The sequence below is a fragment of the Bradyrhizobium sp. 956_D2_N1_4 genome (assembly GCF_052076025.1).
GTDB classification, from domain to species: domain Bacteria; phylum Pseudomonadota; class Alphaproteobacteria; order Rhizobiales; family Xanthobacteraceae; genus Bradyrhizobium; species Bradyrhizobium barranii.
Map to the genome: position 1 here is coordinate 8,546,093 of NZ_CP197237.1, position 26,762 is coordinate 8,572,854.

General features: G+C 60.7%; 31 protein-coding genes and 2 pseudogenes. 14 read left to right on the top strand and 19 right to left on the bottom strand.

All coding sequences use genetic code 11. The annotated features are described in order from the left end of the window. Positions 1 to 106: 106 nt before the first annotated feature. The 6 genes from AB7535_RS40330 to AB7535_RS40355 form a co-directional block, all read right to left on the bottom strand. Positions 107 to 370 (bottom strand): DUF6894 family protein, encoded by a 264-nt coding sequence (locus AB7535_RS40330; protein ID WP_439034331.1) that lies wholly within the window; start codon positions 368 to 370, stop codon positions 107 to 109. A gap of 1,136 nt (positions 371 to 1,506) precedes the next feature. Further along, positions 1,507 to 1,701: a hypothetical protein gene (locus AB7535_RS40335; RefSeq protein ID WP_144030747.1), complete on the bottom strand. Its 195-nt coding sequence runs from the start codon at positions 1,699 to 1,701 to the stop codon at positions 1,507 to 1,509. 63 nt (positions 1,702 to 1,764) lie between these two features. After that, entirely contained in the window at positions 1,765 to 2,211 is a 447-nt protein-coding gene (locus AB7535_RS40340) for a YciE/YciF ferroxidase family protein (RefSeq protein ID WP_439034332.1), read from the bottom strand. Next, entirely contained in the window at positions 2,208 to 2,846 is a 639-nt protein-coding gene (locus AB7535_RS40345; RefSeq protein WP_063983395.1) for a cysteine hydrolase family protein, read from the bottom strand. The genes AB7535_RS40340 and AB7535_RS40345 overlap by 4 nt, the downstream gene beginning before the upstream one ends. A 36-nt stretch (positions 2,847 to 2,882) precedes the next feature. Then, entirely contained in the window at positions 2,883 to 3,173 is a 291-nt protein-coding gene (locus tag AB7535_RS40350) for a SemiSWEET family sugar transporter (protein ID WP_354134902.1), read from the bottom strand. An 8-nt stretch (positions 3,174 to 3,181) separates the two neighbouring features. After that, entirely contained in the window at positions 3,182 to 3,337 is a 156-nt protein-coding gene (locus tag AB7535_RS40355) for a hypothetical protein (RefSeq protein ID WP_161495837.1), read from the bottom strand. 193 nt (positions 3,338 to 3,530) lie between these two features. Here AB7535_RS40355 and AB7535_RS40360 point away from each other — a divergent pair, with 193 nt between their 5' ends. From AB7535_RS40360 to AB7535_RS40375, 4 genes are read left to right on the top strand one after another with little or no spacing between them, the layout of a single operon-like run. Next, the gene (locus AB7535_RS40360; RefSeq protein WP_354134903.1) at positions 3,531 to 4,115 is read left to right on the top strand and encodes a phosphatase PAP2 family protein; all 585 of its coding nucleotides are present in this window, start codon (positions 3,531 to 3,533) and stop codon (positions 4,113 to 4,115) included. Then, entirely contained in the window at positions 4,102 to 4,707 is a 606-nt protein-coding gene (locus AB7535_RS40365) for a cupin domain-containing protein (RefSeq protein WP_085401472.1), read from the top strand. Before AB7535_RS40360 ends, AB7535_RS40365 begins: the two co-directional genes overlap by 14 nt. Continuing rightward, a complete protein-coding gene (locus tag AB7535_RS40370) occupies positions 4,704 to 5,051 on the top strand; it encodes a DUF3147 family protein (protein ID WP_063983390.1) in 348 nt (115 codons plus the stop codon). Before AB7535_RS40365 ends, AB7535_RS40370 begins: the two co-directional genes overlap by 4 nt. Next, on the top strand, positions 5,048 to 5,515 hold the full coding sequence (locus AB7535_RS40375; RefSeq protein WP_354134904.1) for a DUF3147 family protein: 468 nt from the start codon (positions 5,048 to 5,050) through the stop codon (positions 5,513 to 5,515). The genes AB7535_RS40370 and AB7535_RS40375 overlap by 4 nt, the downstream gene beginning before the upstream one ends. A 33-nt stretch (positions 5,516 to 5,548) precedes the next feature. Here the strand turns inward: AB7535_RS40375 and AB7535_RS40380 are convergent, their stop codons facing one another. The 4 genes from AB7535_RS40380 to AB7535_RS40395 all read right to left on the bottom strand — a co-directional run bounded on the left by AB7535_RS40380 (position 5,549) and on the right by AB7535_RS40395 (position 8,066). Continuing rightward, entirely contained in the window at positions 5,549 to 6,064 is a 516-nt protein-coding gene (locus tag AB7535_RS40380) for a YciE/YciF ferroxidase family protein (RefSeq protein ID WP_439037690.1), read from the bottom strand. A gap of 551 nt (positions 6,065 to 6,615) precedes the next feature. Next, the gene (locus AB7535_RS40385; RefSeq protein WP_439037691.1) at positions 6,616 to 6,870 is read right to left on the bottom strand and encodes a response regulator transcription factor; all 255 of its coding nucleotides are present in this window, start codon (positions 6,868 to 6,870) and stop codon (positions 6,616 to 6,618) included. 60 nt (positions 6,871 to 6,930) lie between these two features. Further along, positions 6,931 to 7,512 carry a YihY/virulence factor BrkB family protein gene (locus AB7535_RS40390; protein WP_370152519.1) on the bottom strand — a complete coding sequence of 194 codons (582 nt, stop codon included), beginning with the start codon at positions 7,510 to 7,512 and terminating at the stop codon, positions 6,931 to 6,933. After that, positions 7,509 to 8,066 (bottom strand): YihY/virulence factor BrkB family protein, encoded by a 558-nt coding sequence (locus AB7535_RS40395; protein WP_439034334.1) that lies wholly within the window; start codon positions 8,064 to 8,066, stop codon positions 7,509 to 7,511. The genes AB7535_RS40390 and AB7535_RS40395 overlap by 4 nt, the downstream gene beginning before the upstream one ends. Positions 8,067 to 8,669: 603 nt before the next feature. On the opposite strand from AB7535_RS40395, the gene AB7535_RS40400 reads away from it, so the two are divergent. From AB7535_RS40400 to AB7535_RS40415, 4 genes are read left to right on the top strand one after another with little or no spacing between them, the layout of a single operon-like run. Next, complete coding sequence (locus AB7535_RS40400; RefSeq protein WP_439037692.1) at positions 8,670 to 8,879, top strand: hypothetical protein; 210 nt, start codon at positions 8,670 to 8,672, stop codon at positions 8,877 to 8,879. Further along, positions 8,873 to 9,007, top strand: a complete 135-nt coding sequence (locus tag AB7535_RS40405) for a hypothetical protein (RefSeq protein WP_256376410.1) — start codon at positions 8,873 to 8,875, stop codon at positions 9,005 to 9,007. Before AB7535_RS40400 ends, AB7535_RS40405 begins: the two co-directional genes overlap by 7 nt. Positions 9,008 to 9,019: 12 nt before the next feature. Further along, complete coding sequence (locus AB7535_RS40410; RefSeq protein ID WP_354134906.1) at positions 9,020 to 10,096, top strand: glycosyltransferase family 4 protein; 1,077 nt, start codon at positions 9,020 to 9,022, stop codon at positions 10,094 to 10,096. A gap of 12 nt (positions 10,097 to 10,108) precedes the next feature. Further along, the gene (locus tag AB7535_RS40415; protein ID WP_439034335.1) at positions 10,109 to 11,104 is read left to right on the top strand and encodes a L,D-transpeptidase family protein; all 996 of its coding nucleotides are present in this window, start codon (positions 10,109 to 10,111) and stop codon (positions 11,102 to 11,104) included. Positions 11,105 to 12,202: 1,098 nt separating this feature from the next. Here AB7535_RS40415 and AB7535_RS40420 read toward each other — a convergent pair. The 6 genes from AB7535_RS40420 to AB7535_RS40445 form a co-directional block, all read right to left on the bottom strand. Further along, positions 12,203 to 12,466 (bottom strand): GlsB/YeaQ/YmgE family stress response membrane protein, encoded by a 264-nt coding sequence (locus AB7535_RS40420; protein ID WP_063983383.1) that lies wholly within the window; start codon positions 12,464 to 12,466, stop codon positions 12,203 to 12,205. A gap of 9 nt (positions 12,467 to 12,475) precedes the next feature. Further along, complete coding sequence (locus AB7535_RS40425; RefSeq protein WP_439037693.1) at positions 12,476 to 12,928, bottom strand: YidB family protein; 453 nt, start codon at positions 12,926 to 12,928, stop codon at positions 12,476 to 12,478. 85 nt (positions 12,929 to 13,013) lie between these two features. Then, the gene (locus AB7535_RS40430) at positions 13,014 to 13,634 is read right to left on the bottom strand and encodes a general stress protein (RefSeq protein ID WP_038953428.1); all 621 of its coding nucleotides are present in this window, start codon (positions 13,632 to 13,634) and stop codon (positions 13,014 to 13,016) included. 37 nt (positions 13,635 to 13,671) lie between these two features. After that, positions 13,672 to 13,992 carry a hypothetical protein gene (locus tag AB7535_RS40435; RefSeq protein ID WP_354134908.1) on the bottom strand — a complete coding sequence of 107 codons (321 nt, stop codon included), beginning with the start codon at positions 13,990 to 13,992 and terminating at the stop codon, positions 13,672 to 13,674. A 445-nt stretch (positions 13,993 to 14,437) separates the two neighbouring features. Then, the gene (locus AB7535_RS40440) at positions 14,438 to 16,219 is read right to left on the bottom strand and encodes a thiamine pyrophosphate-requiring protein (RefSeq protein WP_354134909.1); all 1,782 of its coding nucleotides are present in this window, start codon (positions 16,217 to 16,219) and stop codon (positions 14,438 to 14,440) included. Continuing rightward, complete coding sequence (locus tag AB7535_RS40445) at positions 16,216 to 17,241, bottom strand: aldo/keto reductase (protein WP_259258616.1); 1,026 nt, start codon at positions 17,239 to 17,241, stop codon at positions 16,216 to 16,218. Before AB7535_RS40445 ends, AB7535_RS40440 begins: the two co-directional genes overlap by 4 nt. 188 nt (positions 17,242 to 17,429) lie before the next feature. On the opposite strand from AB7535_RS40445, the gene AB7535_RS40450 reads away from it, so the two are divergent. Beyond that, positions 17,430 to 19,958: an excinuclease ABC subunit A gene (locus AB7535_RS40450; protein WP_439037694.1), complete on the top strand. Its 2,529-nt coding sequence runs from the start codon at positions 17,430 to 17,432 to the stop codon at positions 19,956 to 19,958. A 910-nt stretch (positions 19,959 to 20,868) separates the two neighbouring features. Here AB7535_RS40450 and AB7535_RS40455 read toward each other — a convergent pair. Further along, positions 20,869 to 21,108 carry a hypothetical protein gene (locus AB7535_RS40455; protein ID WP_439034339.1) on the bottom strand — a complete coding sequence of 80 codons (240 nt, stop codon included), beginning with the start codon at positions 21,106 to 21,108 and terminating at the stop codon, positions 20,869 to 20,871. An 87-nt stretch (positions 21,109 to 21,195) separates the two neighbouring features. Then, positions 21,196 to 22,392, bottom strand: a complete 1,197-nt coding sequence (locus tag AB7535_RS40460; RefSeq protein ID WP_354134910.1) for an MFS transporter — start codon at positions 22,390 to 22,392, stop codon at positions 21,196 to 21,198. Between the two features lie 197 nt (positions 22,393 to 22,589). On the opposite strand from AB7535_RS40460, the pseudogene AB7535_RS40465 reads away from it, so the two are divergent. The 5 genes and pseudogenes from AB7535_RS40465 to AB7535_RS40485 form a co-directional block, all read left to right on the top strand. Continuing rightward, a pseudogene (locus AB7535_RS40465) lies at positions 22,590 to 22,705 on the top strand (MBL fold metallo-hydrolase); the annotation flags it as partial. 517 nt (positions 22,706 to 23,222) lie between these two features. Further along, positions 23,223 to 23,504 (top strand): hypothetical protein, encoded by a 282-nt coding sequence (locus AB7535_RS40470; protein WP_439037695.1) that lies wholly within the window; start codon positions 23,223 to 23,225, stop codon positions 23,502 to 23,504. A 37-nt stretch (positions 23,505 to 23,541) separates the two neighbouring features. After that, entirely contained in the window at positions 23,542 to 23,775 is a 234-nt protein-coding gene (locus tag AB7535_RS40475; RefSeq protein WP_354134911.1) for a hypothetical protein, read from the top strand. Between the two features lie 91 nt (positions 23,776 to 23,866). Next, positions 23,867 to 24,792, top strand: a pseudogene (gene ku / locus AB7535_RS40480) (non-homologous end joining protein Ku). 75 nt (positions 24,793 to 24,867) lie between these two features. Then, on the top strand, positions 24,868 to 25,086 hold the full coding sequence (locus AB7535_RS40485; protein ID WP_439035728.1) for a hypothetical protein: 219 nt from the start codon (positions 24,868 to 24,870) through the stop codon (positions 25,084 to 25,086). A 920-nt stretch (positions 25,087 to 26,006) separates the two neighbouring features. Here AB7535_RS40485 and AB7535_RS40490 read toward each other — a convergent pair. Continuing rightward, on the bottom strand, positions 26,007 to 26,384 hold the full coding sequence (locus tag AB7535_RS40490) for an ester cyclase (protein ID WP_439037696.1): 378 nt from the start codon (positions 26,382 to 26,384) through the stop codon (positions 26,007 to 26,009). Positions 26,385 to 26,762: the final 378 nt, after the last annotated feature.

The window sequence follows — 26,762 nt, forward strand, 5'->3', positions numbered from 1 at the left end:
TCCAGCGCGGAGAGAACCTTATCTGATAGGAGCCCGCCATCATCAGGCGCGATGATTTACTCGGCGGGCCTGCGCCCTTCCGCGGAGCCGCGAATGTTGGCATCGTTCAATGCGCGACACGCACGTTCGCGGAAACTTGTAAGACTTCACCGCGAGCGTCGCGGATTTTGACGGACTTGAGTCCGTACTGATCTTTGAAGCCATTATCGATGATGATCTGCCCCAGTGCTTCGATTGCCAAACGACGCGCCGTCGCCAAATCGTGGCGGTCGATCCCCTCGTCGTCACGAAGCTCTCCGTCGCTATCATGCAGATCAAAGTAAAACATCGCCATGCCGGGAAAAACCAGCAAGAGGTTTTGAAGTTCCAAGCTTAGCGCGCAACAATGTTCATCCCTTCCCGCGCGCGGTTCGCTGTGTTCGTTACCCTTTAGAAGACGATGCACAAGATCCTTTTTCCGGTAGTGACTACAAGTTGAAAGATAGTGCTTCCAAAGAAAACGAGGCCCGACATACGAGATGTCGGACCTCTCGCCTGTTTGGCATGGTCGGCAAACCAAAGTTTTGGTGACCTCGTCACCTGATTATTGAGCCGAGTGCTCCGCGAGACATCGCTCGATCGCCAGCTTCAGGGATTCAACCGTGCAGGCTCCGCCTCCCCTCTACTGTCCCCACGCGGCGCCGGCCCCACTTGCCAGAATGGTGATAAGCAACAGCTTTGAAGTTGTAGCACGCATCTCGATCTCCAAGTTACTGCCACAAAGGCGGCGAACGCTGTGAACCGGTGCTCGCCTCAAGCCTAACCTAAATCGGCCGCCGAGCGCTCGTTGGACATATCGGCCTATCTGTTAACAATCACGGCCATGAATGCCACGGTGGGTGTCACGACGGCGGCCGCGATGTATCTTTGCGGCCTGGGAGAGAACTCGTCCGCGGCCTTGATCACCACATAGGCCGGACTGGTGATCAGGTCACGCGCCTGCCGTCTCATCTCAACTGACTTTTGCAAAAAAATCGGCCAGAAGCAGAAGTCGGTTATTCTATTACCTCGTCTGCGCGGCCCAGCAGCGTTGGCGGCATGTCGAGCCCGAGAATTGTTGCTGTCTTCAAGTTGACTGCAAGTTCAAATCGGGTTGGCTGCTCTACCGGGAGGTCGCTTGGCGCAGCGCGCCGAGCTGATCGCGAAGCAGAAGGCGGCTTATGAAGCCGCGCACTCGGAGACGAGGAACGGCGCGAGTGGCCGGGGTCGCGCCCCGTCAACTAACCGGCGAACGGGAGAAAGAAACGGCTCTGAATGGGCGGACAGGCACGGGGCACAAATGCTCGCCTGCGCGAGGAAAGGGCAGACGACGATCGGCGCTTTGACGGAGGCGGAGAAGCCGCGCTCGCGCGGCGGTATTTCAGACAGGAAGCAGGCCTGATCCTTTATAGGGCTGTGATCCGTAGGCTGAGATGTGGCGGCTTCTTACTGGCGCGCGGTAGCCAGCGCCGTACGCCAGTACGTTGATCAGAAGAAGAACGGCGTTCTGGATGATGAGCGAGTTCTTCGGTTCATTATCCCGTCGGCGATCCATGCGAGAGACGCGGCGATAAAGAGAGCGAACCCGCACACGGTGATGCGCGCGTTCCAGTTCGCCGCCACCATGGCGGCAGCGATAATCGTCATGGCGGCTGCCAATGTCCTTAATACTTCAAGGCTCATGCTTTCCTGCTCAAAACAAGGGCCGCCTTCCGGGCGGCCCTCCACTTCAATCCTGCCAACGGACTAGGCGGCTTTCCGGTTCACGCTGCGCAGCGCCATCGTATTGAGCTTCTCGTCCGTCGCCTTCTCCTCATCGAGATTCTGCTGCAGGACGGAGGCGCAATCATCGCGGCCGAGCATCTTGGCCCATGCGATCAGTGTGCCGTACCGGGTGATTTCATAGTGTTCGACGGCCTGGGCCGCCGCAATCAGAGCCGCATCCAGCACCTGCTTGCGCCAGTAGTCCGGGAGGAGAAGCTCCGTCGTGACCTCAACGACGGCGATATTGTCGCGCTCGGTGCCGCCGCCGCTTCGCCACAGACCTTCGCCGGGCGCTCGGATGAAGCTCGTTGCGCCGCCGAACTTGTCGGTCAGCTCTCTCAGAAGCCCGTCGAACCAATCCTTCGGGATCTTTTCTCCCTTGCCCGTCTCCTTCGGTAGCAGGATCTGCACAAGATAGGACTCGCTCATGGCAGAAGGCCCGTGCGGGTGCCGCCGGGCCAGGCGGCGAGGAGCGTTTCCGTCGTCACGCATTCCACCTGCTGCCCGAACCTGTTCGCGTAGATGGTCATCATGGAGTCGTGGGTCTCGTCGGCGGAGCTGCAGATCGCGTCGGTCATGAGGACGACTCGAAAGCCCCAATCGACCGCGCCCAGCACGGTCGCCAACACGCAGACGTCGGTCTCGCCGCCCGTGACGATCACGGTGTCGACGCCGGCGGCGCGCAGTTGCGCGTGCAGGTCGCTGCCGATCCACGGCGAGTAGACGTACTTGTCAAAAGTGCGGGCAGGTGGAACGAAGCGGGCGAGATTCGGTACAAGATCGATCATGTCGGAACCGATCTCGTCGATGGTCATCGAGCTCCAGCGCTCATAGTAGCGGCGCCACATGCCGACGCCGTGGCCGGGAGCGCTCGCCGGAATGAAGCGGGTGAAGACCGTGCGCGCCGGGTGCGCGGCCGTTATCGCCACGACGTTCGGCAGGACGCGGGGCAGCCACGGCATCTTCCAATCCGTGTCCTCGGCGAACATGCGCTGCATATCGACGCAGAGGTGGATCGCCTCGGCGCCCACGGGCCCGTACCTGAGCTCGTCCTTTTTTGACATCGCTCGCATCCTCGAAAGCCAGCCCCAACGGACCTGCTAGGGCTTGGTTCCTCGCTTGTGCGAGTGGCACTTGAGGTCGCGGAGCTTGCAGCCGAGGACGGCACCGGCGAGGGCGGCGCCGACCACGTTGGAGCCGACGATGACCCAAACTCCCTTAATGGCGCCGTAGACGATCCAGAGCGTCAGGCCGAGCGTGAGTGCCGTGAGCATGCCGAGAGAGAGGTCGTCCGTGGATCCGCGTGGCCAAGCCTTCCGGACCTGCGGCACGTAGGACAGGGAGGCGAGAAAGGCGGCAAGTGCGCCGACGTAGGGGGCAAGGGTCGACAAGCCGGTAGCTACTTGGGCTCGATCTTGAGCTTAGGATCGGTAGGAAGGACTTTCGCGCCGACATCGGCCGCGGCCTGCTCGGTGCTCACACCGGAGTTGGCGTGGACGGAGCCGGAATTCTTCCCGCCGATCAGCGGGTAACTGAGGAAAACGGTCGCGAGCACCAGCGCTCCACTAGATGCGAGCCATTGCGATTTCCGCTTCTTCCCGACTGTACCCATCGTTTTCCAAATCTTGGCCTGGTCGATTGGTTCCATGACAGGCAGATGAACTTGGAACCTGCTCCGACGTTATGATGGCAAAGGCAATTCAAACGAGGCGTTCGCGACTACGCGGACGCCGTCACGGATCGACGTGATGGCGCTGGTCACTGTCAAACCTACCAAGCCTGACGTGCTCATTGCACGGACCGTGGCGAGTAAGACCAACCATTGCGCGGAGAGGGTCTCGCGCGGCCTGACGTGGGGCGGCGACGAAAAGATCCTCCTGGCTTTGGCCGTCGCCGGTTGGGTCGTGACGAGGGGCAGATCGGAGCAGCTGCAGCGCGTGGGCAACCACGCTCTCCTGGTCACAGTCGCAGCCTCCCTGGCGCCTCACGGTATGAAATCGGTTTTCGACCAGACCCGCCCGGATCGCACGACGGTGCTCGGTCATCTGCACGGGGTCTCGTTTTCCGGCAAGCGCGAGGACGCATTTCCGTCCGGCCACGCGCTCCACATGGGCGCCCTGGCATCCGCTGCGGGCACATTGCCGCCTCTGCTGCGGCGACTAATCCGTACCTTGGCGGTCGGCCTTTCCCTGACGCGGGTCATAGTGCTGGCGCACTGGGCGAGCGACGTGATCGCGGGCTTCGCGCTCGGAGTCATCATGGAGCGGTTACTGCGTCTCTGGACCGGCTATCCGATGTCGCCACCGAAGGAGGATGACAATGCCAATCCTTGAGGACGTGAAGGAATACGTGCAGCGCGCGACCGGTCTGCGCCGACCCGGAAAGAAGGAGGCGCCTGACCTAGCGCGGCCAAGAAAGCCTCAGACGGCTCGTTTCAAGGACGACGGTCTCATCCCGAACCATCCGCGCTGGCCTCTCGTCATCTACCGAGGCGCTGTGGATCTCGGCGACGGGCATGATCCGGCGGCCGTCATGGAGGACCTGTTCGAGGCCAACGGCTGGGGCGAAACTTGGCGGGACGGGATTTACGACTACGTTCACTACCATTCACGTATCCATGAGGTGCTTGGCATCGCGCGGGGTAGGGGACGTGTACGCTTCGGCGGAAGCAAAGGCCGGATCTTCAAGCTTAAGGCGGGCGATGTCGCCATCCTGCCGGCGGGCACGGGACACCAATGCCTGTTCGCAGATGAGGACTTCCTCGTCGTCGGCGCCTATCCGCGCGTCGGCACCTACGACGAGTGCACGCAGGTCGAGGACCGTCCGAAAGCTCTGAAGACGATTCCAAAGGTGCCTGTCCCGCGCAAGGATCCGGTGTACGGCGCGGGAGGCCTGCTCTCAAAGCTATGGAAGAAACCGAAATGAGCGAGTACGTCGTCCGCTTCCTGGTAGGCGGCGCCGTTGTGTCGGCCTTCGCGATGCTCGGAGACGTGCTCAGGCCGAAGAGCTTCGCCGGGCTGTTCGGAGCCGCGCCCTCGGTCGCGCTCGCCACTCTAGGCATCGCGATCTATCAGCACGGCGAATCCTACGCAGCCGTCCAAACCCATTCGATGATGGCCGGTGCGATCGCGCTCGGGATCTACAGCTTGGTCGTCTGCCAGCTCTTGATCCGGGCGCGCATGCGTGCGCTGCCGGCCACGCTGCTGTCGATCGTCGTGTGGCTCGCAGCTGCCTTCGGCCTGTGGGCGGCCGCGGGAGGTCAGACATGAGCGCGCCGATTGAAATCTCGCCGTCCTCGCTGCGAGAAGGACGCTGGCACGAATACGCGGTCCGCTTCGCGCTGGGCGGCGCAGCGACCGTCCTCGCCGGCCTGGTCAGCAGTTGGTACGGGGCTTCGATCGGCGGCCTATTCCTTGCTCTACCGGCGATCTTCTGCGCCAGCGCCACTCTCATCGAGAAGCATGAGATCCGCCGCATGCGCGAGGCCGGACTTGACGGAAAGCGGCGAGGGCAACAAGCCGCAGCGCTCGACGCCGCCGGCGCGGCGCTCGGCGCGCTCGGGATGCTGGCGTTCGCCGGAGTGTTCTGGCTACTGGTCGAACGAAGCGTCGCGGGCGCATTTGCGAGCGCCTCGCTGGCGTGGCTGGCGGTGTCGGTCGCGGCTTGGTTCGTGCGACGCAAGGCGAGATCATGTCGGAGCTCGCCCGCAGCCGAAAGGGCCGGCCCGCGTTAACGCGAAGCCGGCCCTTCTGAAGTTGGTCAGCCGTCAGGCAGCGTCGGAGGCCTTGGCGTTGACGCCCTTGCGCAGCGCGACCGTGTTGAGCTTGGTGTTCGCCGCCTTCTCTTCGTTCAGGTTGGTCGTGAGGAAGCGCACGATCTCGTCATGGCCGAGTTCTTCGGCCCAGGCGATCAACGTCCCGTAGCGGCACATCTCGTAGTGCTCGACGGCCTGCGCGTTGGCGACGATGGCCGCGTCCAGCACCGCCTTGTCTTGGATTTCGCCGGCGGTCTCGTCGGCTTCCTTGATGATGCCGTCGATGGCCGGGCACTTCGTGCCGCTGGGCTCCTTGCCGAGCTTTGCGAAGGCCTTCTCGAGCCGCTCTACCTGCTTATTGGTCTCTTCCAGATGGTTCTTGAGGCCGGTAACCAGGTCGCGGTTGGTGGCCTTTTCGATCATCTTCGGCAGCGCTTTCAAGATTTGCTGCTCGGCGTAGTAGATGTCCTGAAGACCGTGGATCAGAAGGTCATCCATGGTTTTGATGTCTTTGGTGAAGAAGCCCATAATCGATTTCTCCTCTCGCAATGATGTCAACGGAACGCCGAAGGGTCTTCGGCGGTTCCGCCTTGCGACACGGAGACACTGATGACAGATCGAACCAATACCTTCGTAGCGCGGCTCGAGCGAGCGGCCATGGGCGACTAGAGCGACGTGCCACGCCATATTTAAGAGACACTCTTCTTCGAACGTCGGCAGGAGCGATGGCGGGAAAAGGGGCCGGCGCCACGAGGGCGCGGGCCCTAAGTTTTGCTCTTCGAGTATCGTGACATCCTCGAAGCTTATTCAACGTTCGATGTCGGTCGCCGTTCCTGCGTCGCGCGACGCAGAGCGCGACGAGCTCGCTGCGCCACTACTCGACCGGCATCCGAGGACATGAAGCGGTGGGGCGTGCTGACGATCGGGACGGGACTGGGCAACGCCCGCGTCACCAACCGCGGCAACGGCAAAAACTAGCAGACGTTAGCGACCCGCCGTCATCTCTCTCACGGCTTCGACAATCTGCTCCGGATGGTAGGGCTTCCGTAACATGAGGCTGTTCGGCACCGGTCGGGGCGTCACGGGAGAGAGCCCGTCGCATAGATCACCGGCAACTCCGGATGATGTTGACGGCAGTGTTCGGCGATCTGCCAGCCGTCGATCTTTCCGGGCAGCCTCACATCGGTGACAAGAACGTCGGCCGCCGTACGTTTGCACCACGCAAGCGCTTCTTCGCCGTCGCAGGCGTGGATGACGTCATAGCCTTCCTCGCGTAGCGATTCGACGATGAATTCTCGGATCAGAGGGTCGTCTTCGACGAAAAGGATGCGCACGCGGAACTCCGATTCACTCAGGAGTCTGAACCGCCGAATGTTTGGGCGGTTCCTGCTGGTCTATCGGTCCACACGGGCCGCGCCGACCGTGTCCGCCATCTTCGCGCCCCGCGCGCCGAGCGGCTTAGGCGCGCCGGTCGTGGTGTCACGTGCGGTCTGATGCTCTATCTCCGCGTTAAGTTCGCATCCGAGCAGGATCACGATCGCTGAGATCCAGAGCCACGTCATGAAGCCGATGACGGCGCTGAGCGAGCCGTAGGTCTGGTTGAACGTGCCGAAGTTGGCGGCGTACCAGGAGAACAGCGCCGAAGCCACGAGCCAGAGCACGGTCGCGCCCGTGCTGCCCCAGGTGATCCACGTCCAGCGTGGCGCTTGGCGGCTTGGCCCGAAGCGGTAGATACAGGCGAGAGAGAGCGCGAGGACGACAAAGAGCGCCGGCCAGCGCCCAATCCGGACCAGGAGTTTGGCTGCGTTCGACAGGCCAACGTACTGCAGTGGAACGACGACGACCGCACCCAGCGCCGCTATAACAAACGCGATCCCGGCGGCGGTGAAGCCTAGGGACATCGCATTCAATTTCAGAAAGCCGCGCTTCTCCTGTTCGCAGTAGACTATGTTTAAGGTGTCAAACAGCGACTTCATAGCGGCGTTCGCGCTCCACAGCGAGATTCCCAGCCCGATCGCGAATGTGAAGAGCCCAGGGTCCGATCTCCCTTGGTGGCAACGCGCATGTGTTGTTCGTGTGCCACGTCGACGGCACCGCCCGGGATGAAGCCGGACACGTCGTCGAGGTGCCTGGCGATGCTGCCTGGATCCGAAAACAACCCGTAGATGGCGGCGAGAGCGGCGATCGCCGGAAAGATCGCGAGTATGCTGTAGTAGGTCATACCGGCGGCCAGCGCGAGAATGCGATGTTCGCCGATGTTGCCGTATACACGCCAAAGAATGTCTTTCCACCCTTTCGCCGGGATCTCCGACGGAGAAGTCGCGCTCCGGCCGCGACCGTCGCATTCTGCCGCCAGGACGGCAGCGGAGGTGTCCCGCTTCGCCTCCGCCTGCGGCGGATGGATTTCGTCCTCTAAAGGGGCAAAGCGCTCGACCAGGAATGCCGCGGCCAACAAGCCGAGCGCCGCGGCGATACTCCAACCACTATGGTCAGCGCGACCGCGGGGCGTGCCATCGACAACATGTTTCATGAGCCTCTCCGCGAAAGTTAATCGGAGTGGTTGAAGGTAGTTCCTCGCGGCGACTTCGGAGGTTTCCGGCCTTTAGCCCCCGGTTGGGGAAACATGCGCCACGCGCCTGAGCTGCGGCCTGAGGGGAGCCTATGCTCACCCGGTGGGGATACTCAGATGTCGGCGGCAAACCAACCGATGCGGAAGCCTTGACCGTTGTGCGGCGGGTCCAATGAACGCGCGCCTGACAGAACCCGGCGGGGGCGGGATCGGTACGTTTGTATGAACTGCTATGACTTAAGTCGGTTGGAGGATCCCATTAGGCGCTGTTGGGTCGAGGGTCTTCTCCGGCCGCTCGGCAAGTATGGAAGTAATCCGGCGCAGGGCTTGCTCTTGCTCGTCGATCTTACTCGCATCGCCAATGTTTAGCATTCGGGCACTAGAGCTCGAAGCGATGGGATTGCGCTTGGACGGCGATGGCGAACTCCAGGTGTCCCGTGAGCCGTCACGGCCTCGATACGGTCCATCTCCGTCACTGGGCTTAAGATTTTCGGGAAAAACTGGAAACCTCCGCTCGGGGGATGAGTTGCCGTCCCACGATGTCAATTTTGTTGGACCCGGAACATGGTCGACGAAGCCCTGCGGCGGCGAGCCGTGGATACGGTTTGGTCCCTCTATCGCGCGAAGCATCGCGACGTGGATGCCGCGGACAGCCGGCGTTGTCTGCTGCAGCGCCACCTTCAAGGAAGATCGGAAGCGCGCGTGAGCGAGGTCGAAGAACTGACCGGGTTCGGCCTGGCCTACTTGAACCGTCTCCCCAAGGACGAATGTTGAGGCTTATGGAGAAGCTCGTCAGGCAATTGGTGGCAAGCACCGCGAGGCCGGACTGGACGCTGTTGATCATCTCCAAGCTCGTTTCGGCTGCCATCATGCTGATCCTCCTTTTGATGTTTCCAGTCTAGAGGATCGGCAAGATGCGCATTGCTCAGCTTGCTCCCCTCGCCGAAAGCGTTCCCCCAAAGCTCTACGGCGGCACCGAGCGGGTCGTGGCGTGGTTGGTGGACGAGTTGGTAGAGCTCGGTCACGAGGTCACACTATTCGCGAGCGGCGACTCCAGGACGAAAGGCAAACTCCATCCCGTGTGGCCACGCGCGCTGCGCCTCGGTCGGAAGGGCGTGGACCCCAATGCGGCCAGTGCCGTGCTGCTGGAGGCCATCGCCAGGCGCGCGAAAGACTTCGACGTGATCCACGCACACATCGATTGGTTGTCGCTTCCGCTGCTCAGCCGGCTCGGCGTGCCCTTCCTGACCACGATGCATGGTCGGCTAGACCTCCCGTGCCTGCCGGACGTGGTGCGCGAGTTTCCCGGCGCCGGCTTCGTCTCGATATCCGAGCACCAGCGCGTGCCGCTTCCGGAGGCGAATTGGATCGCCACGATCCAGCACGGGCTGCCTTCGCACCTCTTCCGCCCGTCTTTCGATGAGGGATCCTATCTCGCTTTCCTTGGTCGCCTCACGGCGGAGAAAGGTCCCGAGGACGCAATCCGGATCGCGCGGGCGGCCGGCAAGCCACTGCGCATCGCCGCAAAGATCCCGCGCGGTGAGACCGGATACTTCAAGAAGAAGCTAGAGCCGCACATCGATGGTCGAATGGTTCAGCTTGTGGGGGAAGTCGACGATGCGAAGAAGCAGCCGTTCCTCGCCGACGCAGCGGCCCTCCTGTTCCCGATCGATTGGCCTGAGCCGTTCGGTCTCGTCATGATCGAGGCGATGGCATGCGGAACGCCCGTTATTGCCTACCGATCCGGATCCGTGCCGGAAGTCGTTGAGGACGGCGTGACGGGTTTCATCGTGGAGAATGAGGAGCAGGCGGTAAGGGCGGTTGGCGAGCTTGGCCGTCTCGACCGGAGGGTAGTCCGCGCCCGCTTCGAAGCGCGCTTCTCCGCAAGCCGGATGGCGCGAGAGTATGAGCGCGCCTACCGAGGCTTGATCGCCGATCCCGGCGTGAAGGAAACGGACCTTTGCCCAGGTGCTCAGCCATCGATACCATGAAAGGATTTGGCGATGTGGCCTCGAAAGGTGAAACACATCATTGTCCTCCTGGCCGTGATGGCCGGCCCGGCGGCGCGGTGCGCCGAAATGGGCGCGGCTGCTATCGATGCCGCCGAACCATCGAAGAAGATCTTGTCGAACGAGAAGCCGACGCCGGCGGGGGTTCGGTTACAAGTCCTGCTCGACCGGGCCCACTTCTCGCCAGGTGAGATCGACGGCAGATTCGGCGAGAACGCGAAGAAGGCCCTACGCGCCTTCGCGGAGGCGCGGCAATTGCCGAGCTCGGACGTTCCGACCGAGGACGTCTGGAACGCACTGCGCGCGGACGATCGGCGGGTCACGGCGAACTACACGATCACCGAGCAGGATGTCGCCGGACCTTTTCTTAGCAAGCTCCCGTCGAAGATGGAGGAAATGAAAGACCTGCCGAAGCTGGGTTTCACCAGTCCGCGAGAAGGACTGGCCGAGAAATTCCACATGAGCGAGCAACTGCTGGCGGCGCTCAATCCCGGGCAGCGCTTCGACCGCCCCGGCGACGTCATCATCGTTGTGGATACTGGCAGTGCAGAGGCCGGCGCGCCGTCGAGGGCGGACAGGGTCGAGGTCGACAAGAGTCGGCAGACCGTGAAGCTGTTCGACAAGTCTAACGTGCTTATCGGCTTCTATCCAGCAACGATCGGGAGCGAGGAGAAGCCGTCGCCATCCGGCACTCTGAATGTGACCGAGGTCGACCGAAATCCGACCTATCGCTACAATCCGGACTACCACTTCAAGGGCGTTCAATCCCGAAAACCTTTCACCATCAAGCCGGGCCCCAACAATCCGGTCGGAACGGTGTGGATCAACCTCACCGCTGAAGGATACGGCATTCATGGCACACCCTCGCCCGACAAGGTCTCGAAGGCGGAATCCCATGGCTGCGTCCGTCTGACGAACTGGGATGCGGAGCGGGTTGCTGCGAGCGTCGCAAAGGGCACTCCGATCGCCTTCGTCGAGGGCTCACGATGACAGCAAATGCACCGCGAGCGTGGCCCCCCGGCGCCGATTGGCGTGAATGACTCCGGTGGGCCAGGTCGGCAAGTGTTTATCGAGGTAAGCGCAGCATCGAACCCGGAACCTGTTCTGGCGTTGAGTAGCCTGTCGTATTCTCGCAAGAGATTTGCGACAGTGCGAGCGTCGAGGGAAGGCACTTAACCAAGCCTCCCGTTCCGCGCCCGGCGGCGCCGGAGCAAAGTGACATTGAGGGGGTGGGCCGTCATCGGGCCGACGATCGAGAGATGCCTCAAGTTTCTGCGCTGTCCGGAAGTCCTCAATGTGCTGTGTGTTAGGAGTGTAGCGGCCTCTTTCTTGAGGAGGTTATAAATTCGGCCCGCCACCAGCTGCAGATGCTTCATCCTGCCCCGCGACATGGATCGGGCTTTGCAAAGAGCCCGGACGGGATAGGCGCGGAAGTAATCAAAAGCGTCCGACATGATCTCGGTAAGCGCCCATTCTCGCCTTTAGTTCTGTCGCCGTGGTGAGGGCCGCAGGCCTGTTCTAGTCGGCATTTAGGCGTGTTCTTATGAGCGCAAGTTTCCCTATCAGGCTGCCTCTCGACGTACACTAAGCCGCCGGAGCTTACGCCTGCCGACGGCAACGGCGGTGAAGAGCTTTTCAAGGCAGCTACAACACTCGTTTGCGACCCCTATGTTCCGAACGTTCAGACGTCACGATTTCGGACTTGGTGGCGACGTGGGTGCGGCTTGAGGAGGCTGAGAGGGCATCGAATTGCTCGGCTGCCGCGGCGCTATGGTGTCGCCGCCTGCATGAGGAACGCACGTACCGATGCTGCTAAGCAGGCGTTTGGCCTGGAGGTCGCGCATCTTTGAGTATTCGCGTCGTCGCTCGATATTTGCCGCGGCCGATCGGTCCCAGACCTCGAAGGCGTCGATGTAGTGCTCATCTGCTTCTCGGCGGCAAGGCAACCGGCGAATTTGTCGAAGACGAGGTCGGTGTTGACCGGTGTCATGCCTCCTACCAGAACAACGAGCATCCATTTCATCTGTTTGTGCCTTTCGCGTCCGGACGGATACTCGCGTTTACGCGAAGAATTTCCGGTCACCGCGGTTAGATAGCCCGTCGACTGCGACCGGCCACAAAACCGTAGACAAAAAGCACGATTATGGCGCCCACGACCGCCCCCACCAGCCCTGCGCCTTCTCCGGGCCGATACCAGCCTAGTGACTGGCCAAGATAGGTCGCAACGAACGCTCCCACTATTCCCAGGATCGTGGTCAGGATGAAGCCGGAGGGCTCGTTGTCGCCAGGCATGATGAACTTCGCGATGACGCCTGCGACGAAGCCAATGATGATCGTCCAGATGATGCTCATGTCTCTCCCCTAGCCTTGCGATCCCGATGGAGCCGGAAGACGTCCGTCAGGCGTGTATTTGTCCACCGCTGCCGGCAGCTCGCGAGACAATCGGTCGAGAATCTCCTGCTGCGACAGGCCGGTCTGCTGCTCCAGTTTTTGAAGGACGTCCGGACCGATAGCGTGCTGGAGTTCGGGCGGGGTGACTTCCCGGTTTGGCCCTTGATTGATCCAGGATTGGGCCGCATCGCCCTGTCCGTTCTGCTTGAAGTGCTCGAGCAACTCGCCGATCCCGCCGTTCAGCAGCGAACTCACGCCGCCGCCTCCCACAAGGCCGCCAAGATTGCCGAGCATACCGCTCAGGGAATCCTTGGCACCCGCCGGCTGACCGGAGGTAGCGTTGCGAAACATGTCGGCGAGCTTGTCCCGATTTTGGTAACCGGCGATTGCGAGCATGCCCAAGAGGGCGGTCATTGATGGCATTCAGCGACTCATCTTCGGCTCCTGAGTTCGATGGGCAAACATACGCAAGAAAAGGGCGACCCGCCTTGGCGGGCCGCCGGGTAATTCATCGCAGGCCGGTGCCGTAGAGTTGGCGCTCTCTCCGGACCTCCTCCGCGCCATAAGGCTGGGCGGATGGATCATAATTTTTCCACCCTGCCTTCTGCCAGGCTGCGCTCCGGTCGCGCAGGTTGACGGCGGACCGATTCAGGATCGCTTCGTATCGCGCCCGATCCGCATCCGGCACACGAGCTGAAACCAGCGTGCCGCCGCGCCTCACACCTTCAGCGTAGAGTGGTGCTTCCTCATCGGATACGCCGGCCTGCGTCAGCGCCCCAACGACCCCGCCTGTGGCGCCGCCGGCAACGGCACCGAGCGCGGTCGATGCGAGCCATCCGGCCGCCACGACCGGACCCAGGCCGGGGATAGCCAACAAACCAAGGCCCGCGAGCAAGCCGGCAGCGCCACCAAGACCTGCGCCGACGCCCGCTCCCGTGGCTGCGCCTTCCGCCCGATCGTCCACCCCATCGCGATCGCGATCGACCTTCTTGTCGGTGCTGTACCAGTTGTCGGAATTGTTCGCGACGATGCTCAGATCCGAATGCGGCACGCCCGCGGCCTCCAGGCTCGTCACCGCGCGCTGCGCATCGGAGTAGTTATCGTAAAGACGTGAAATCGTAACGGTCATGCTGAATCCCTCTTAATTTTCGCTGGTGGTCGCCAGGTTACTTGGCCGCGTTCACGTTGCCCTGGAAATCCAGACTGACATTGGTCGAGGCACCGCCTTTGCTGGCCTTTCCGCGCCAAACGCCGTTGTCGTCCTTCTTCAGTGATGTGACGTTACTGTAGCCCGCGTCCTCGATCTTCGACTTGGCCTGGCCCTCGGTGAAGCTGTTGGCGCCTTCAACCGGCTTGCTGGAATTGTTCTGGCCGGAACTGTTGACCGCATTGTTGTTGGGCCGATCGGTCGCCGGCGGATTTTGCGCCAACGACGGACCCGCCAGAAGCGAAGCAGCCGTCAGCAGCAAAAGAAATGTCTTTTTCATATCGTCCTCCTGTAGTGGCAAGGCCCAACATACGCTGAACTGAGAAGTTCCAAGTTTTCCCGGTCCGCAGGGCTTGCATGGAGGATCTAAAAAAGCATCTACAAGAAAGCGGGAGCGAGCTCCGGGGCGCGTACTTGAACCTATTAGAAGGAGAGCCCTGACGTGGTCCAACTCGGACCTAGGGCGACGTGCGCCAACGCGCCCCTGTCAGAAGTAATAGCGAACCTCGTACGAAGCGCAGCGCGGGGTTATAGTACATTTGCTGAGGCTGATGCGGCAGGCGCGGTATCCCAAAGCGCAACGTGTGATCCGCCCTTAGCTGTGTTCGGGCGTGCACCGTGTCTTTTGATTCGGAACACCGCATCGCCTTCGAAGTTGGAAATTAAGTAAGCTACCCGCCGTCGGCGGAGGTTCGCAACGCGTTGAAGCGCCGCGGGCCCCAAATTCAATCTCTCTTGCCGAATAGTCCGTCGACAACTTGTCTTGCGGTGTCGCCGATGACACGGCCAGCGCCTCTGTCTCCTTTAGCCATCGCAGACATAAAGGAGAGGGCCTCCTTGAACGTGACGTGCGGCGGCAGCGGAGCCACCTCAGAATCTGTCTTCACTTCCAGCACGACAGGGCGATCGCTCGAAAGGGCCTCCTGCCATGCGGATGCCAGGCGGCCCGGGGAATCAACGAAGATCCCCCTGAGCCCGAGCAGTTCGCCAAATTTGGCATAGGCAAAGTCGGGGATATCCTGCGAAGCCTCGAATCTTGGGTTTCCCTCCATGACCCGCTGCTCCCAAGTGACTTCGTTGAGGTCCTGATTGTTGAATACACATACGATCCATCGCGGATCCGCCCAACGCTTCCAGTACTTCTGGACCGTGATGAGTTCGGCCATGTTGTTCATTTGCATTGCGCCATCGCCCACAAGTGCGATGACCGGCCGGTCCGGATGGGCGAACTTGGCCCCGATGGCATAGGGGACTGCTGCGCCCATCGACGCCAAGCCTCCCGAAAGCGATGCAGCCTGGCCCTGCTGCACCCGGAAATCGCGGGCATACCAGTTGGCGCAGGATCCGCTGTCACTGGTCACGATGGCGTTAGCAGGTAGCAAGGGTGACATTTCCCAAACGACGCGCTGCGGATTGACGGGATTGGCTTCCGCCTTAGCCCGACCTTCCAGCTTCTTCCACCACCCAGTTATGTTGGTCTCGATCGTCTTCGCCCATTCCCGGTTCTCCTTGCGCTGGATTAGGGGCAGGAGCGCCTTAAGCGTTGCTGCGGCATCGCCGTGGAGGCTGACGTCGACCGGATACCGCAGCGACAGCATCGAGGCTTTGATGTCGATCTGGACGGCGCGTGCGGCCCCGTCTTTGGGTAAGAACTCCGACCAGGGAAAGCCCGTGCCGACCATCAGTAGCGTATCGCAGCCTTGCATGAGATCCCAGCTTGGCTCGGTCCCGAGCAGGCCTATCGCGCCGGTAACGAACGGCAGGTCGTCCGGCAACACATCCTTGCCCAGCAATGCCTTCGCAATGCCGGCGCCGAGCAAGGTCGCCATTTCGATGAGTTGAGGAGCGGTGCCGCGAGCGCCCGCGCCGACCAAAATGGCTACCTTCTTGCCGGCATTCAGGACCTCGGCCGCCTCGGATAGGTCCGCATCCTCTGGAATGATCTTGGGTTTGGAATAGCCCACTCCAGACCGCGTAAACCCGTGCGCCACCGCGGGCTCTTCGTATTCCTCGTCCTGAATATCTTTCGGCAAAATAATGACGGAAGGTGTGTTGTCGGCCTTAGCGACCCTGATGCTGCGGTCAAGGAGGTGCCGCACCTGGGCAGGGGACGAGGCTTCCTGTACGAAGCCAGCGACGTCCGCAAACATCCGGTCTAAGTTAAGTTCCTGCTGGTAACTGGCACCTCGAACGGTTGCCTCAGCTTGCCCGCAGATAGCAAGAACGGGAGCATGGTCCAGTTTACCATCGTACAATCCCGTGATGAGATGAGTTGCTCCCGGGCCGCCGGTCGACAAGCACACCCCTAATTCACCGGTGAACTTGGCGTGCGCGACCGCCATGAAGGCGGCCATCTCCTCGTGCCGCACCTGGATGAATTCAATGCTGTCGGCGCGCTGCAGCGCGCCGATCACACCGTTGATGCCGTCGCCCGGATAGCCATAGATGCGGCGCACGCCCCAAGCGTGGAGCCGTTCGACCACAAAATCGCCGACCTTCATGCTCAAGCCTCCGAAGCAGCAGGGAGCGAGGCGCTTTTCTCGATGAGGCCTTGTTGCTTGAGATCACCCCAGAAATCCGAGGGGATCTTGGCTTGGAGCGAATTCCAGTCCTCCTGGATCTGTTGAGCGCTCCGTGCCCCCACGACCAGAGCGACCGCGACGTCGGCCGCCGCCGAAAACTGAAGTGCGGCAGTTCGGAGGTCCACGCCATACCGAGAGGCGATCGTCCTGAGCTTCTCCCGCTTCTCGATGACGGCTGCGGGAATCTTGAAGTTCTCTTTTCCGTAATTGTAACGTGGACTTCCTGAGATGAAGCCGGCGTTGAGAGAGGAGCCGATGACGAGCGAAACGTTCTTTTTTCGCACGACCGGGAAAAGTTCGTTCACCGCACTTGCGTGATCGATCAACGAGTATTGGCGGGCGCACAGGCAGACGTCAGGGTCCGCATCTTCCATGACTTTGAGGATGGGAAGCGGGGTATTCACGCCGATGCCCCAAGCGCGGATGATGCCCTCGTCACGCATTTTGGAGAGCGCCGGAAACGCGCCTTTACGGGCGATTTCGTACTGTTCTTCCCAGCCGTTCGGAAAGAAGGCGAAATCCGGCGAGATGTCGTGCACGAAAGCCACGTCCAGGCTGTCGACGCCGAGGCGCTGCAGGCTGTCTTCGATCGAGCGGCGCACACCGTCCGCCGTATAGTCAAAAATGATGTCATTGGGCGAATCTGACAGCGGATAAATATCCGCATGTTTGTTGTTCTTTGACGCCTTGAAAAGCTTCCCGACCTTCGACGAGAGCATGTAATCTTCGCGCTTCTGGTTATGCAGAAAATGACCGAAGCGACGCTCGGAGAGTCCGAACCCATACCAAGGCGCCACATCGAAATATCGAACGCCCATCGCCCAGGCGCCTTCAAGGGTTGCCTCGGCTTCCTTATCGGTATGCTTGTTGAACTCGTTCCCGAGGGAAACGCCACCGAGGCCGAATCGGAATTCCGGTTTGAAGATCTGTCGCGCGCGGTCATTCATAGAAAATCCTCAACATTTGTCGGGAATTGAACGACGGGCGCGAGAGCCGGTTCCTAGATGTAAATCACAGGAGCTCGGGCTTTCGGCGCTAAGGGACGGCCGGTGACTGTTACGGAACCGGTCATTTCCCGGAGACTTTCCTCTTCGAGACGGCCACAGCGTTTCCGCGAGTGGCGAGGAACCGTACGATGGACAAGTCGCTGATCGGCGATATGGGCGAGCAGAATATCCATACAGACGACGGTTTCGTCCGCGTCCGCGGAGCCCGCGAGCACAATCTGAAGGACGTTTCGCTCGAGATGCCCCGAAATGCGCTCGTGGTGTTCACGGGCGTATCCGGATCCGGGAAGTCGTCGCTCGCCTTCGGGACCTTGTACGCAGAGGCCCAGCTGCGTTACTTGGAATCGGTCTCACCGTACGCCCGCCGCCTTTTCCACCAAATGGCAGTGCCCGAAGTAGACTCGATCGAGGGGCTTCCCCCCGCAGTCGCCTTGCAGCAACAGCGAGGCTCGCCGACGACAAGGTCATCAGTCGGCAGCGTGACGACCCTGTCCAATCTGCTGCGGATGCTGTACTCGCGCGCCGGCGACTATCCGCAGCATCAACCGTTGCTATATGCGGAGTCGTTCTCGCCCAACACGCCCGAGGGCGCTTGTCTCAATTGCCATGGCATTGGCCGCGTCCATGCTGTCGACGAACGCCAGCTCGTTCCCGACGATACGCTGACCATCCGAGAGCGGGCCATAGCCGCGTGGCCAAGCGCGTGGCAAGGCCAGAACCTGCGCGATATTCTCGTTACCCTCGGCTACGATGTTGACAGGCCGTGGCGCGAATTGCCGAAGAAAGATCGGGACTGGATCCTGTTTACTGACGAGCAGCCGACGGTGCCGGTCTACGCCGGTTACACGCCTGCTGAGACGAGGCGGGCGCTGAAGCGGAAGGAGGAGCCGAGCTATCAAGGTACTTTTACCGGCGCGCGCAAATACGTGCTGCAGACGTTCGCCACGACGCAGAGCGCTATGATGAAACGCCGGGTGGCGCAATTTCTGTCGAGCTCAAATTGCCCAGTCTGCAAGGGGAAGCGGCTTAAACCCGAACCGCTGTCCGTCACTTTCGCCGGAATGGACATTGCCGAGGTTTCGCGACTGCCGTTGAACCAGCTCCGCTTGTTGCTGGGCGGGCATCTCGACAAGAAAAGGAATCAATTCGTCGGCCATCCTGGGAAGGCTCTCGTGGTGCAACGGATAACGGAGGACATGTCGGCACGCCTTGAAGTGCTACTTGATCTCGGTCTTGGCTATTTGACGCCCGAACGCAGCACGCCGACGCTGTCGCCAGGCGAGCTACAGCGGCTTCGATTGGCGACGCAGGTCCGCTCTAATCTGTTCGGAGTGGTCTATGTCCTGGATGAGCCCTCTGCGGGACTGCATCCGGCGGACACGGAAGCCTTGTTGCGCGCTCTCGACCGCCTGAAGTCGGCCGGCAACTCGCTCTTCGTCGTCGAACACGAGCTCGACGTGGTGCGGCACGCCGATTGGATCGTCGACGTCGGCCCCGACGCAGGCGCGCAGGGAGGGCGTATTATGTACAGCGGTCCCCTGGCAGGACTGAAAGACGTGGAAGCGTCTCGGACGCGACCTTACCTCTGTGGCCAGCACGAGAGGGTGGCAAGGGCTCCACGAGACCCCCGCGGATGGCTCAAGCTTCGCGGTGTCACGCGCAACAATCTCAATCGGCTAGACACGGAAATTCCGCTCGGCGTGTTTACGAGCGTCACGGGGATTTCGGGATCCGGCAAGTCGAGCCTCATTAGTCAGTTTCTTGTCGATGCCGTGGGCGACGAACTGGGCCAGCGCAAAGAGGCGGGCGACGAGGACGACAAGCTAGAGACTCCGGTCGAAACCTTAGGTGGCGAGATTGCGGAAGGCCTCGATGACATCAAGCGATTGGTAGTCGTGGACCAGAAGCCGATCGGCCGTACGCCGAGATCGAATCTCGCGACTTACACCGGCCTGCTGGATCATGTTCGCAAGATATTCGCCTCAACCAAACAGTCGCGTGCAAGGCGCTATGACGCGGGCAGGTTCTCCTTCAATGTAGCGAAAGGCCGTTGCGAGACGTGCCAAGGGGAAGGCTTCGTCTGTGTCGAGCTTCTCTTCCTGCCGAGCGTTTACGCTCCCTGTCCGACTTGCAAAGGCGCGCGGTACAACGCCAAAACGTTGGAGGTCAAGATCCGGAACAAATCAATCGCTGACGTGCTGGCGTTGACTGTGGACGAAGCGTTCGAGTTCTTCAGTAGTGAGGATTTTCTACGTCGTTGTCTGGGCGTGCTTCGCGACGTCGGGCTCGGGTATGTCCGGCTCGGCCAGTCGGCGACCGAACTGTCAGGAGGTGAGGCGCAGCGGGTCAAGCTCGCCACCGAGCTGCAACGGGCGCAACGTGGTCAGACACTCTACGTTTTGGATGAACCGACGACTGGACTTCATCCGTCGGACGTCACCAAATTGATGAGGCAACTGCACGGCCTCGTTGAGGCCGGCAATACGGTCATCGTGGTCGAGCACGACATGACGGTGGCTGCCGCCAGCGACTGGATCATCGATATCGGGCCCGGTGCCGGCGACGAAGGGGGTCGGATAGTAGCCTCAGGCACGCCGTCGCAGGTCGCGAAGAAATCGCGGAGCCGGACAGCGAATTATCTCGCAGCCGTCCTCTAAGATTCTGAATCTGCCGCCTTCAACGCCGCCAGGCGCATGTGTAGAAAGGCCAGAACCATGATGGGCGTCAGTTGCGCGTACTGCTTCTTGAATTTTTAAGCTATTTTCGCTTCGATCATATCGACGAATTCGCCGGACATGTAGGCAGTCAAGACCTCTGTGTACGTAGCTCCTGCGGCAGATGGCAGGCGTGTTGCCGAGTTGCTTCGCCACTGTCTCGATCGCGGCGACAACATTGCGCTTCGGCTCTGGCTAGCTAGCGATCATGGCCCGCCGGTTCACGCTGGCGGGCCCACACCTGGTGAGCCCATCGGGGCGATGCTTCGGAGTCAAATCGTGAGCGGGGTTGGCCGATCGACTCTTACCAAATCACAGCGCAACGCATTGGAGGCGGCGGCACGTGGGGAGGTTGTGCACGACGCCGCTAGTTCACTTTCGTATCGAACGGGCGCAGCTCTAGGTCTCTGTGGTTCTTATGGCGCACGAGATTGATTGCACCCGGCCGCAAGATTGACGGCACAAGCGTCCTGATGGAGCCAACGGAATTGGGAAGAATCGAGCTTTCGCCAATGTGTGCACCGCCGAAAACCGCCTCCGGGCGGGATAACCCAATCCGGCGCGCGCCCGGTACATGAGTCGTACGTTGAACGCGGTTATTCGATCTGATCGGTGAAACGGCGCCAAAATAAAGAAGCCCTCAATTGGCAGCCTCTTCGTATGCGCCGGTTCAGCGGGCGGGCTTCTCATTGGCCTTAAAATTGAACGCCGCCAGGCTCAAAATACATTGTCCTGGCGGCGCTTATTTCGATGGTCTCAAATCCCAGTCCGCCAGTTTAGCGGGCCGAATATGAAGGGCGCCTGAACCAACTCACGTATCGCTGGGGAACAGTGGCATTTCGCGCCCTCGCGCTCATTGGCGATCCTGGAGAGCCGTCAGGATGAGATATCGCCACGAATGCGCGGCCTGATTGCTGGCTTGTACGAAGACTGGATATCTCTCGATGAACGGGTCGAGAGCCTTTCCGGCGAGATTGACCAGATCGGTGAGAAGGAAACTGACTGCCGTCGCCTCAAGAGCATTCCGGGCGTCGGCCCTCTGATCTCGACCGCCGTGGTCGCCGCCATTGGTACCGGCGAGACTTCGGCGCATGGCTGGTCTTCTGCCAAAGGTGCCGCAGCTTGGTGTGCCGGGATCGCAAAAGCAATTCGCGCCGTAATCTTCGGCCGGCCGCGTGCCTCAATACTTCTTCACTGCGGCACCGAACGCCAGCCACAGCCCGATCGATGCGAGCCCGAAGCCGCCCAGCAGCAAGAAGGTCGGGCCGTAGCCGATCCACTGCGCGATCCAGCCGCCAAGCGCGGGGCTCAGGCTTGCGCCGACGCCCTGCACGGTGATGACGGCGCCCTGGCCGAGATTGATGCGGCCGGTGCCGTCAAGCGAGCGCGCCACCATGCCAGGCACGGCGACGGTCTGCAGCCCGGTGCCGATGCCGTCCAGCACCTGCGTCGGAATCACCCCCCACCATCCCGTTACGAAGAAGGCGAGCACGCCGCGGATCGGCAGAAACATGAAGGAGATGAGGATCACCGGCCAGTAGTTGCGCTTTCCCGCGACCTGCATGGCGATCAGCGAGGTCACCACCATAACCCCCTGGGCGATCACCACGGTGGTCGCAACAAAGCTCGGTCCGTTGGCCTGGCCTTCGGCGACCGCTGCAAGTCCATAGAGCGGCACGATCGCTGCATTGCCGAGATGGAAGATGGCAAGCGCAAACGCCAGCACCAGTAGCGGCGTGTGCTTGAGGAGGACGGACATGCCATCCGGCGGGTTCTTGCTCTCGTCTTCCTTGCTGCCGCGGGCCTGGCGATCGTCGATGGAGTTGTCCGGGATCATCAGCACGCAGGCTATCGCGATGGCGCCGAATACCGCCGCAAGCACGAACACGGCGACGTAGCCGAACTTGTAGCCGAGATAGCCCGACAGCGCCGCGCCCACCATGTTGCCGGCGTGGTTGAAGGCCTGGTTGCGGCCGTTCAACGCATTGAAGCCCTTTTGCCTGGCGATGCCGAGCGTGATGCCTGTGACCGCCGGCACGATCGCAGCGCTCGCGAGCGATTGCGCTACTTGCGACAACGTGACCGCCCAGAAATGTTGCGAGATCAGGATGATCGCGGACGCAAGCACCACGCAGATGCCGGGAATGACGACCCACAGGCGCTTGTTGCGGCTCGAATCGATGAAGCCGCCGATCGGCGTTGTGACCAGCATGCCGGCGACATTGCCGATCGTCAGCGCGGTGCCGATCAGTCCGGTCGCCCAGCCGCGCTCCTGGAGGAACACGCCGACGAACGGTCCGATGCCCGACTGCATGTCGGCCATGAAGAAGTTGACTGCGTAGAGGGGCCAGAGGCGGGGAGGGGAGCGCGATGCCATCGAGACGCTGAACGACTTCCGACAGAATGTGGTCCCGTACACGCAGGGCTGACAAGACGCGATGACATGGCCAGCCAATTGGCGCGGGGGCGGACCAGAGGATAATAAGGGCCAATCGCGGTGGTTCCTCCGCCCCTGCGATGGGATGGTTACGGCGTCATCTCGTGGGTGCCCCTTGCTTCTCCTGGATCATGGCCATGCCTCTCTGGACCCGCGAAACCTGCGGCGCCCGATTTCAGACAGCGGAAATCCACCTGCCTCGTGCCTGAACTGCGAGGACGAGCGGCAATATGTGAATTGGAAGGGGCAGAGCCGGAGATCGGCCGCTGGGGTAAACGCCAGCGACGTACGCGTCAGAGCGTCGATACCGACCCGCGTCCGCAGCTCAGTTGGTAGCAGCGCCGCTGTGACATGGCGGAGGTCGGCCGTTCAAAACCCGTCGGGACGCACCACCCAATTCGCACTTTTAGCTCAGGGGTAAGCTTTGGGCTACGACGCGTTTCATTGGGGCGGAAGCTTGTCGCGCGCAAAGCGGACATTGGTGCCGATGCCGAGGTCGGTTAAGGGCCCCCATGAGCAAAGGTGGCATGTTCCCAAATCTTCTTTTCTAGGGAACATATGCAGGCTCATTCGGGCAAAGCAGCTACTTGCAAGGCGGCCAGCCCAGCTCGACGCTTTTTCGAACAGCCAATCGCATTGACCGTTCTGTGCAACGATCGACATTGCCCCGTGGAATCCATCTTGCGGCGCAACTACGGAACAACGTTACATCTGTGAGATTCGCGGAACGAAAGGCATCGTCAGTGTTTCTCTGACTTTGGGAGACGCCCATGACATCTCAGGCCGTAGATGGTGCGTGCGCGTTCGCGTGGCGGAACTACTTGCTGCTCCACAGTGGCATCAGCGAGAACGACGACAGGTGTTCCGCCCTCTATCGCTACGTCGCTCATCTTCGTAATACCGGCGAAGATGATTTCGATCGCTTGCAAATAGCGGCAGTCGCCTATTTGAGAAAACTCGACGAATTGCATGACGACCGATGTGCGAGACTCGCGGCAGATCAAGTTTTGGCCGAGTTTTCAGCATCACGCAATGCACAATCTGACACGTAGCTTTAGGCCATAACACTAGAGCTAAGGAGCGAACAGCATGGCAGACAAGACAGCTAACGCAAACCGCTTCGCGCGCGACTCACAACGGAGCATCACCGCAGTGACAACAACCGGCATGAATGCCTTGAAGCCGTTTATGCACTTTCAGGTCTCAATGCTGAGGATGTGGGCCAACAGCATCGAGAGGTTCGCGGGCAACTACGAAAAGGGGTTGGAAGAAACCACGACCACTGTCGAGGGGCAGTCAGACAAGGAGGAACGCGCCGCGTAAATGCGAATTATGGGCGGAGTTCGAGTAGGGTCAAATGTGAAGAACTCAACCTAAGCAAGTCTAGCCGTCCCGAACTGGAGTTCTGCGTACCATGGCCCCGAGAGCCAACTGGAAAGGCTTCTTGCGTCTGTCGCTCGTCACCTGTCCGGTGGCTCTCTACCCGGCGACATCGGAATCCGAAAAGATCTCGTTCAATCAACTCAATCGAGCGACCGGTCACCGGATCAAGTACGTGAAGGTCGACGCCGATACCGGTGACGAGGTCGCGAACGAGCACATCGTCAAGGGCTACGAACTCGACAAAGGACAGTACATCGAGGTCACCAAGGAGGAGCTCGAGTAGCTGGCGCTGGAGTCGACGCGGACCATCGAGATCGACGAGTTCGTCGACACGGCCGACATCGACCCGCGCTATCTGATCCGTCCGTACTACCTGCGTCCCGACGGCAAGGTCGGTCACGACGCCTTCGCGGTGATCAGGGAGACCATCAGGGAGATGGACAAGGTCGCGAGGCCGCGTGGTTCTCACCAACCGCGAGCACATTATCGCGCTCGAGCCGTTGGAGAAGGGTCTCGTCGGTACGCTGCTGCGCTACCCGTACGAAGTGCGATCGGAGCAGGAGTATTTTGACGAGATCCAAGACGTCAAAGTCACCAAGGATATGCTCGATCTCGCAAAGCACATTGTCAACCAGAAGTCCGGCACGTTCGATCCCGAGAAATTCGAGGACCACTACGAAACGGCTCTGATCAAGCTCATCAATCAGAAGCACGCCGGCAAGCCGATCACTCCGAAGGAGCGTCCGCGCGGCGAAAACGTCGTCGATCTGATGGACGCGGCGGAAAAGCGTCGGGGGCGCCGCAGCCGTAGCCAAGGTTCCAAAAAAGTCGGCCAAGAAGGCCAAAGAGACCTCGGCAGTTCAGAAGGAGATGTTGATGCCGATCGCCGGCAAGAAGTCGGCGAAGGAGGCGGCCGCCAAGAAGCCGGGGGCCGGGACGCGGCGGAAGTCCGCGTAGGAACGAGCCGTCGGGAGATCGGTTGCTCCGACGCTATCGTAGGAGGACCGCATGGATATGAAAGAAACCTCGGCAATGACGGAAGCCTCCGGGCTGACGAATGATGACGGCGGCATGGAGCAGGCTTCCTTAGCGAGGTCGAGCCGCCAGGCGGATGCGAGCCGTCGCCCGTCGCATTCGCATGATGCCGCGATGCGCTGGGCCGAACAGTTGCGCGAGATGACTTTGAAGGCGCCGCTGCAATCCCTGTTTGTGGCGTTCCTGCTTGGGATCTGGGTGGCGAGTCGGCGCTAGGCACCCGTGGGACCGGAAACCTTGCGCACCGGACTGTAAATAAGCGCCGAACTTTGACCCCCATCGGCTTGTGATGGTTCAAGGGTTTCGATGGTGTTGGGCGGGGTCAGCCTTGGGCGCCGATCGGGGGGCAAACCATGCGCCGAATAACAGGTCGTTCGCCACTTCAAGGGCGATCTCGCCGGCGGAGGCTTGATCAAGCGGTTTAAGTTGCTTCTCGAGCAGCTTCCTTCGAACAACCAGAACGCGGACGAGATCATGCACATGGCTCGGTTCGATCCGAACGTGGCAGCTCCTGCTGGAGCGGGCTGTAAAGAACCCGAACGTGCCGCAGTACAACATTGACTAGTGTCGTCTTATCGCGGCCGCCAACGCATCCCGTGAAAACTAAGGGGCTTAGGATGCCGTGGATTGAAGCTTACGACCTCAGCGAACAGCAGCGGACGCTGGTGCGCCTAATCGTCAACGACGGGAAGAAGCTTGAAGAAGCGGCCGACCTCGCCGGATATCACCCCAAGTATCGGTTTATAAGACAATGCGACTGCCAGCGGTCGCGGCTGCGATCTCGGAATCGATACAGCTTGACCTTGCAGTCGTAGGTGCCCCGCTTGCTTATCGAGTTGCGAAGTCGCTCCTCCAAGACACAAGCATTAGCGCCCGTGTCCGAGCCGATCTGTCGATCAAAGTTCTAGATCGGGCAGGGCACATTGCTCCTACTCGCAAGGACCCGTCGTCCCAGCAGAAAGCCCTCTCTGAGATGTCGCGGATGAGCTCGCGGCTTTCATCGAGCGCAATCAACCGAATTCGACAAAGTGGAGGGTGAGCTCGCGTCGCGAGCGAAGGACATTTCGTATTTAGGGTGATTGCGCGGCGTGCTCGAGACTCGGCGGTGTGAGCGCTAGCCGCTTGACGCCAACTGTCTACAGTTGCGCCTCCAAGGCCGCCTTATCGATAACCGATCGAACGCGCATTATCTTGTTGTTATCGAATTCATAGAAAACGTTCTCGTGAAAGGAAACTCGCCTGCCGTTTACCGGCAAGCCGAGAAAGACGCCTGCTGGAGAGCAATCGAACCGTAGCCGGCTTCCTAGGTGGGGATACTCACTAATCATCATTTCCACGTTGAAGCGAAGGTCGGGAATTGCCGCGTAATCCTGTTCGAGCATTTTTCGATAACCCGCCAGGCCGAGGGGATTGCTATTGTGGGCGATGTCGCCGGCGACGAACGTGCCCAAGCGCGACCAAGCTTGCTCATTCAGGCAGTCGATATAGTCGCGATAAATCTGCTTTAGGTCCATCACTGAATAACCTTTGGCATCACCACAACGATGTCGCCAGTCATCCTAAGAGGTAGACTCGCCTAACTACCCTTTGGAAGCGGCAATTTGGGTCGCTTGCGGAGCCGCCTGGCCTGACATCTCTGCCTGTTCGAGCTCGTCGGCCTGCGCAGGTATTGCTCGGCAAGGGACCGTAAGGTACGGGATGCCGACATGTCGCTGACGGTGTTGGAGAGCCGCTCCGCCCGAAAAGCTTGCTCCCTCAATCTGTCTGATTGTTTGCTCAAGAATGAGTTCCTACCCAATGAACGCAGAACGCTTCGTGAGCGATTTTCGTTCCTGTCCATAGGCTAACTTTCTGGGCACTTCTCATCCAGCGCACAAATGTTAAGGATCGGG

Excerpts from the sequence above, each read along its gene's own strand:
- AB7535_RS40335 (WP_144030747.1), bottom strand. The coding sequence starts at position 1,701 with ATGAGCCTTGAAGTATTAAGGACATTGGCAGCCGCCATGACGATTATC.
- AB7535_RS40340 (WP_439034332.1), bottom strand. The coding sequence starts at position 2,211 with ATGAGCGAGTCCTATCTTGTGCAGATCCTGCTACCGAAGGAGACGGGC.
- AB7535_RS40345 (WP_063983395.1), bottom strand. The coding sequence starts at position 2,846 with ATGTCAAAAAAGGACGAGCTCAGGTACGGGCCCGTGGGCGCCGAGGCG.
- AB7535_RS40360 (WP_354134903.1), top strand. The coding sequence starts at position 3,531 with ATGGCGCTGGTCACTGTCAAACCTACCAAGCCTGACGTGCTCATTGCA.
- AB7535_RS40365 (WP_085401472.1), top strand. The coding sequence starts at position 4,102 with ATGCCAATCCTTGAGGACGTGAAGGAATACGTGCAGCGCGCGACCGGT.
- AB7535_RS40370 (WP_063983390.1), top strand. The coding sequence starts at position 4,704 with ATGAGCGAGTACGTCGTCCGCTTCCTGGTAGGCGGCGCCGTTGTGTCG.
- AB7535_RS40375 (WP_354134904.1), top strand. The coding sequence starts at position 5,048 with ATGAGCGCGCCGATTGAAATCTCGCCGTCCTCGCTGCGAGAAGGACGC.
- AB7535_RS40380 (WP_439037690.1), bottom strand. The coding sequence starts at position 6,064 with ATGGGCTTCTTCACCAAAGACATCAAAACCATGGATGACCTTCTGATC.
- AB7535_RS40390 (WP_370152519.1), bottom strand. The coding sequence starts at position 7,512 with ATGAAGTCGCTGTTTGACACCTTAAACATAGTCTACTGCGAACAGGAG.
- AB7535_RS40395 (WP_439034334.1), bottom strand. The coding sequence starts at position 8,066 with ATGAAACATGTTGTCGATGGCACGCCCCGCGGTCGCGCTGACCATAGT.
- AB7535_RS40400 (WP_439037692.1), top strand. The coding sequence starts at position 8,670 with ATGGTCGACGAAGCCCTGCGGCGGCGAGCCGTGGATACGGTTTGGTCC.
- AB7535_RS40405 (WP_256376410.1), top strand. The coding sequence starts at position 8,873 with ATGTTGAGGCTTATGGAGAAGCTCGTCAGGCAATTGGTGGCAAGCACC.
- AB7535_RS40410 (WP_354134906.1), top strand. The coding sequence starts at position 9,020 with ATGCGCATTGCTCAGCTTGCTCCCCTCGCCGAAAGCGTTCCCCCAAAG.
- AB7535_RS40415 (WP_439034335.1), top strand. The coding sequence starts at position 10,109 with ATGTGGCCTCGAAAGGTGAAACACATCATTGTCCTCCTGGCCGTGATG.
- AB7535_RS40420 (WP_063983383.1), bottom strand. The coding sequence starts at position 12,466 with ATGAGCATCATCTGGACGATCATCATTGGCTTCGTCGCAGGCGTCATC.
- AB7535_RS40425 (WP_439037693.1), bottom strand. The coding sequence starts at position 12,928 with ATGCCATCAATGACCGCCCTCTTGGGCATGCTCGCAATCGCCGGTTAC.
- AB7535_RS40430 (WP_038953428.1), bottom strand. The coding sequence starts at position 13,634 with ATGACCGTTACGATTTCACGTCTTTACGATAACTACTCCGATGCGCAG.
- AB7535_RS40435 (WP_354134908.1), bottom strand. The coding sequence starts at position 13,992 with ATGAAAAAGACATTTCTTTTGCTGCTGACGGCTGCTTCGCTTCTGGCG.
- AB7535_RS40445 (WP_259258616.1), bottom strand. The coding sequence starts at position 17,241 with ATGAATGACCGCGCGCGACAGATCTTCAAACCGGAATTCCGATTCGGC.
- AB7535_RS40450 (WP_439037694.1), top strand. The coding sequence starts at position 17,430 with ATGGACAAGTCGCTGATCGGCGATATGGGCGAGCAGAATATCCATACA.
- AB7535_RS40455 (WP_439034339.1), bottom strand. The coding sequence starts at position 21,108 with ATGCGCCGAAGTCTCGCCGGTACCAATGGCGGCGACCACGGCGGTCGA.
- AB7535_RS40460 (WP_354134910.1), bottom strand. The coding sequence starts at position 22,392 with ATGGCATCGCGCTCCCCTCCCCGCCTCTGGCCCCTCTACGCAGTCAAC.
- AB7535_RS40470 (WP_439037695.1), top strand. The coding sequence starts at position 23,223 with ATGACATCTCAGGCCGTAGATGGTGCGTGCGCGTTCGCGTGGCGGAAC.
- AB7535_RS40475 (WP_354134911.1), top strand. The coding sequence starts at position 23,542 with ATGGCAGACAAGACAGCTAACGCAAACCGCTTCGCGCGCGACTCACAA.
- AB7535_RS40485 (WP_439035728.1), top strand. The coding sequence starts at position 24,868 with ATGACGGAAGCCTCCGGGCTGACGAATGATGACGGCGGCATGGAGCAG.
- AB7535_RS40490 (WP_439037696.1), bottom strand. The coding sequence starts at position 26,384 with ATGGACCTAAAGCAGATTTATCGCGACTATATCGACTGCCTGAATGAG.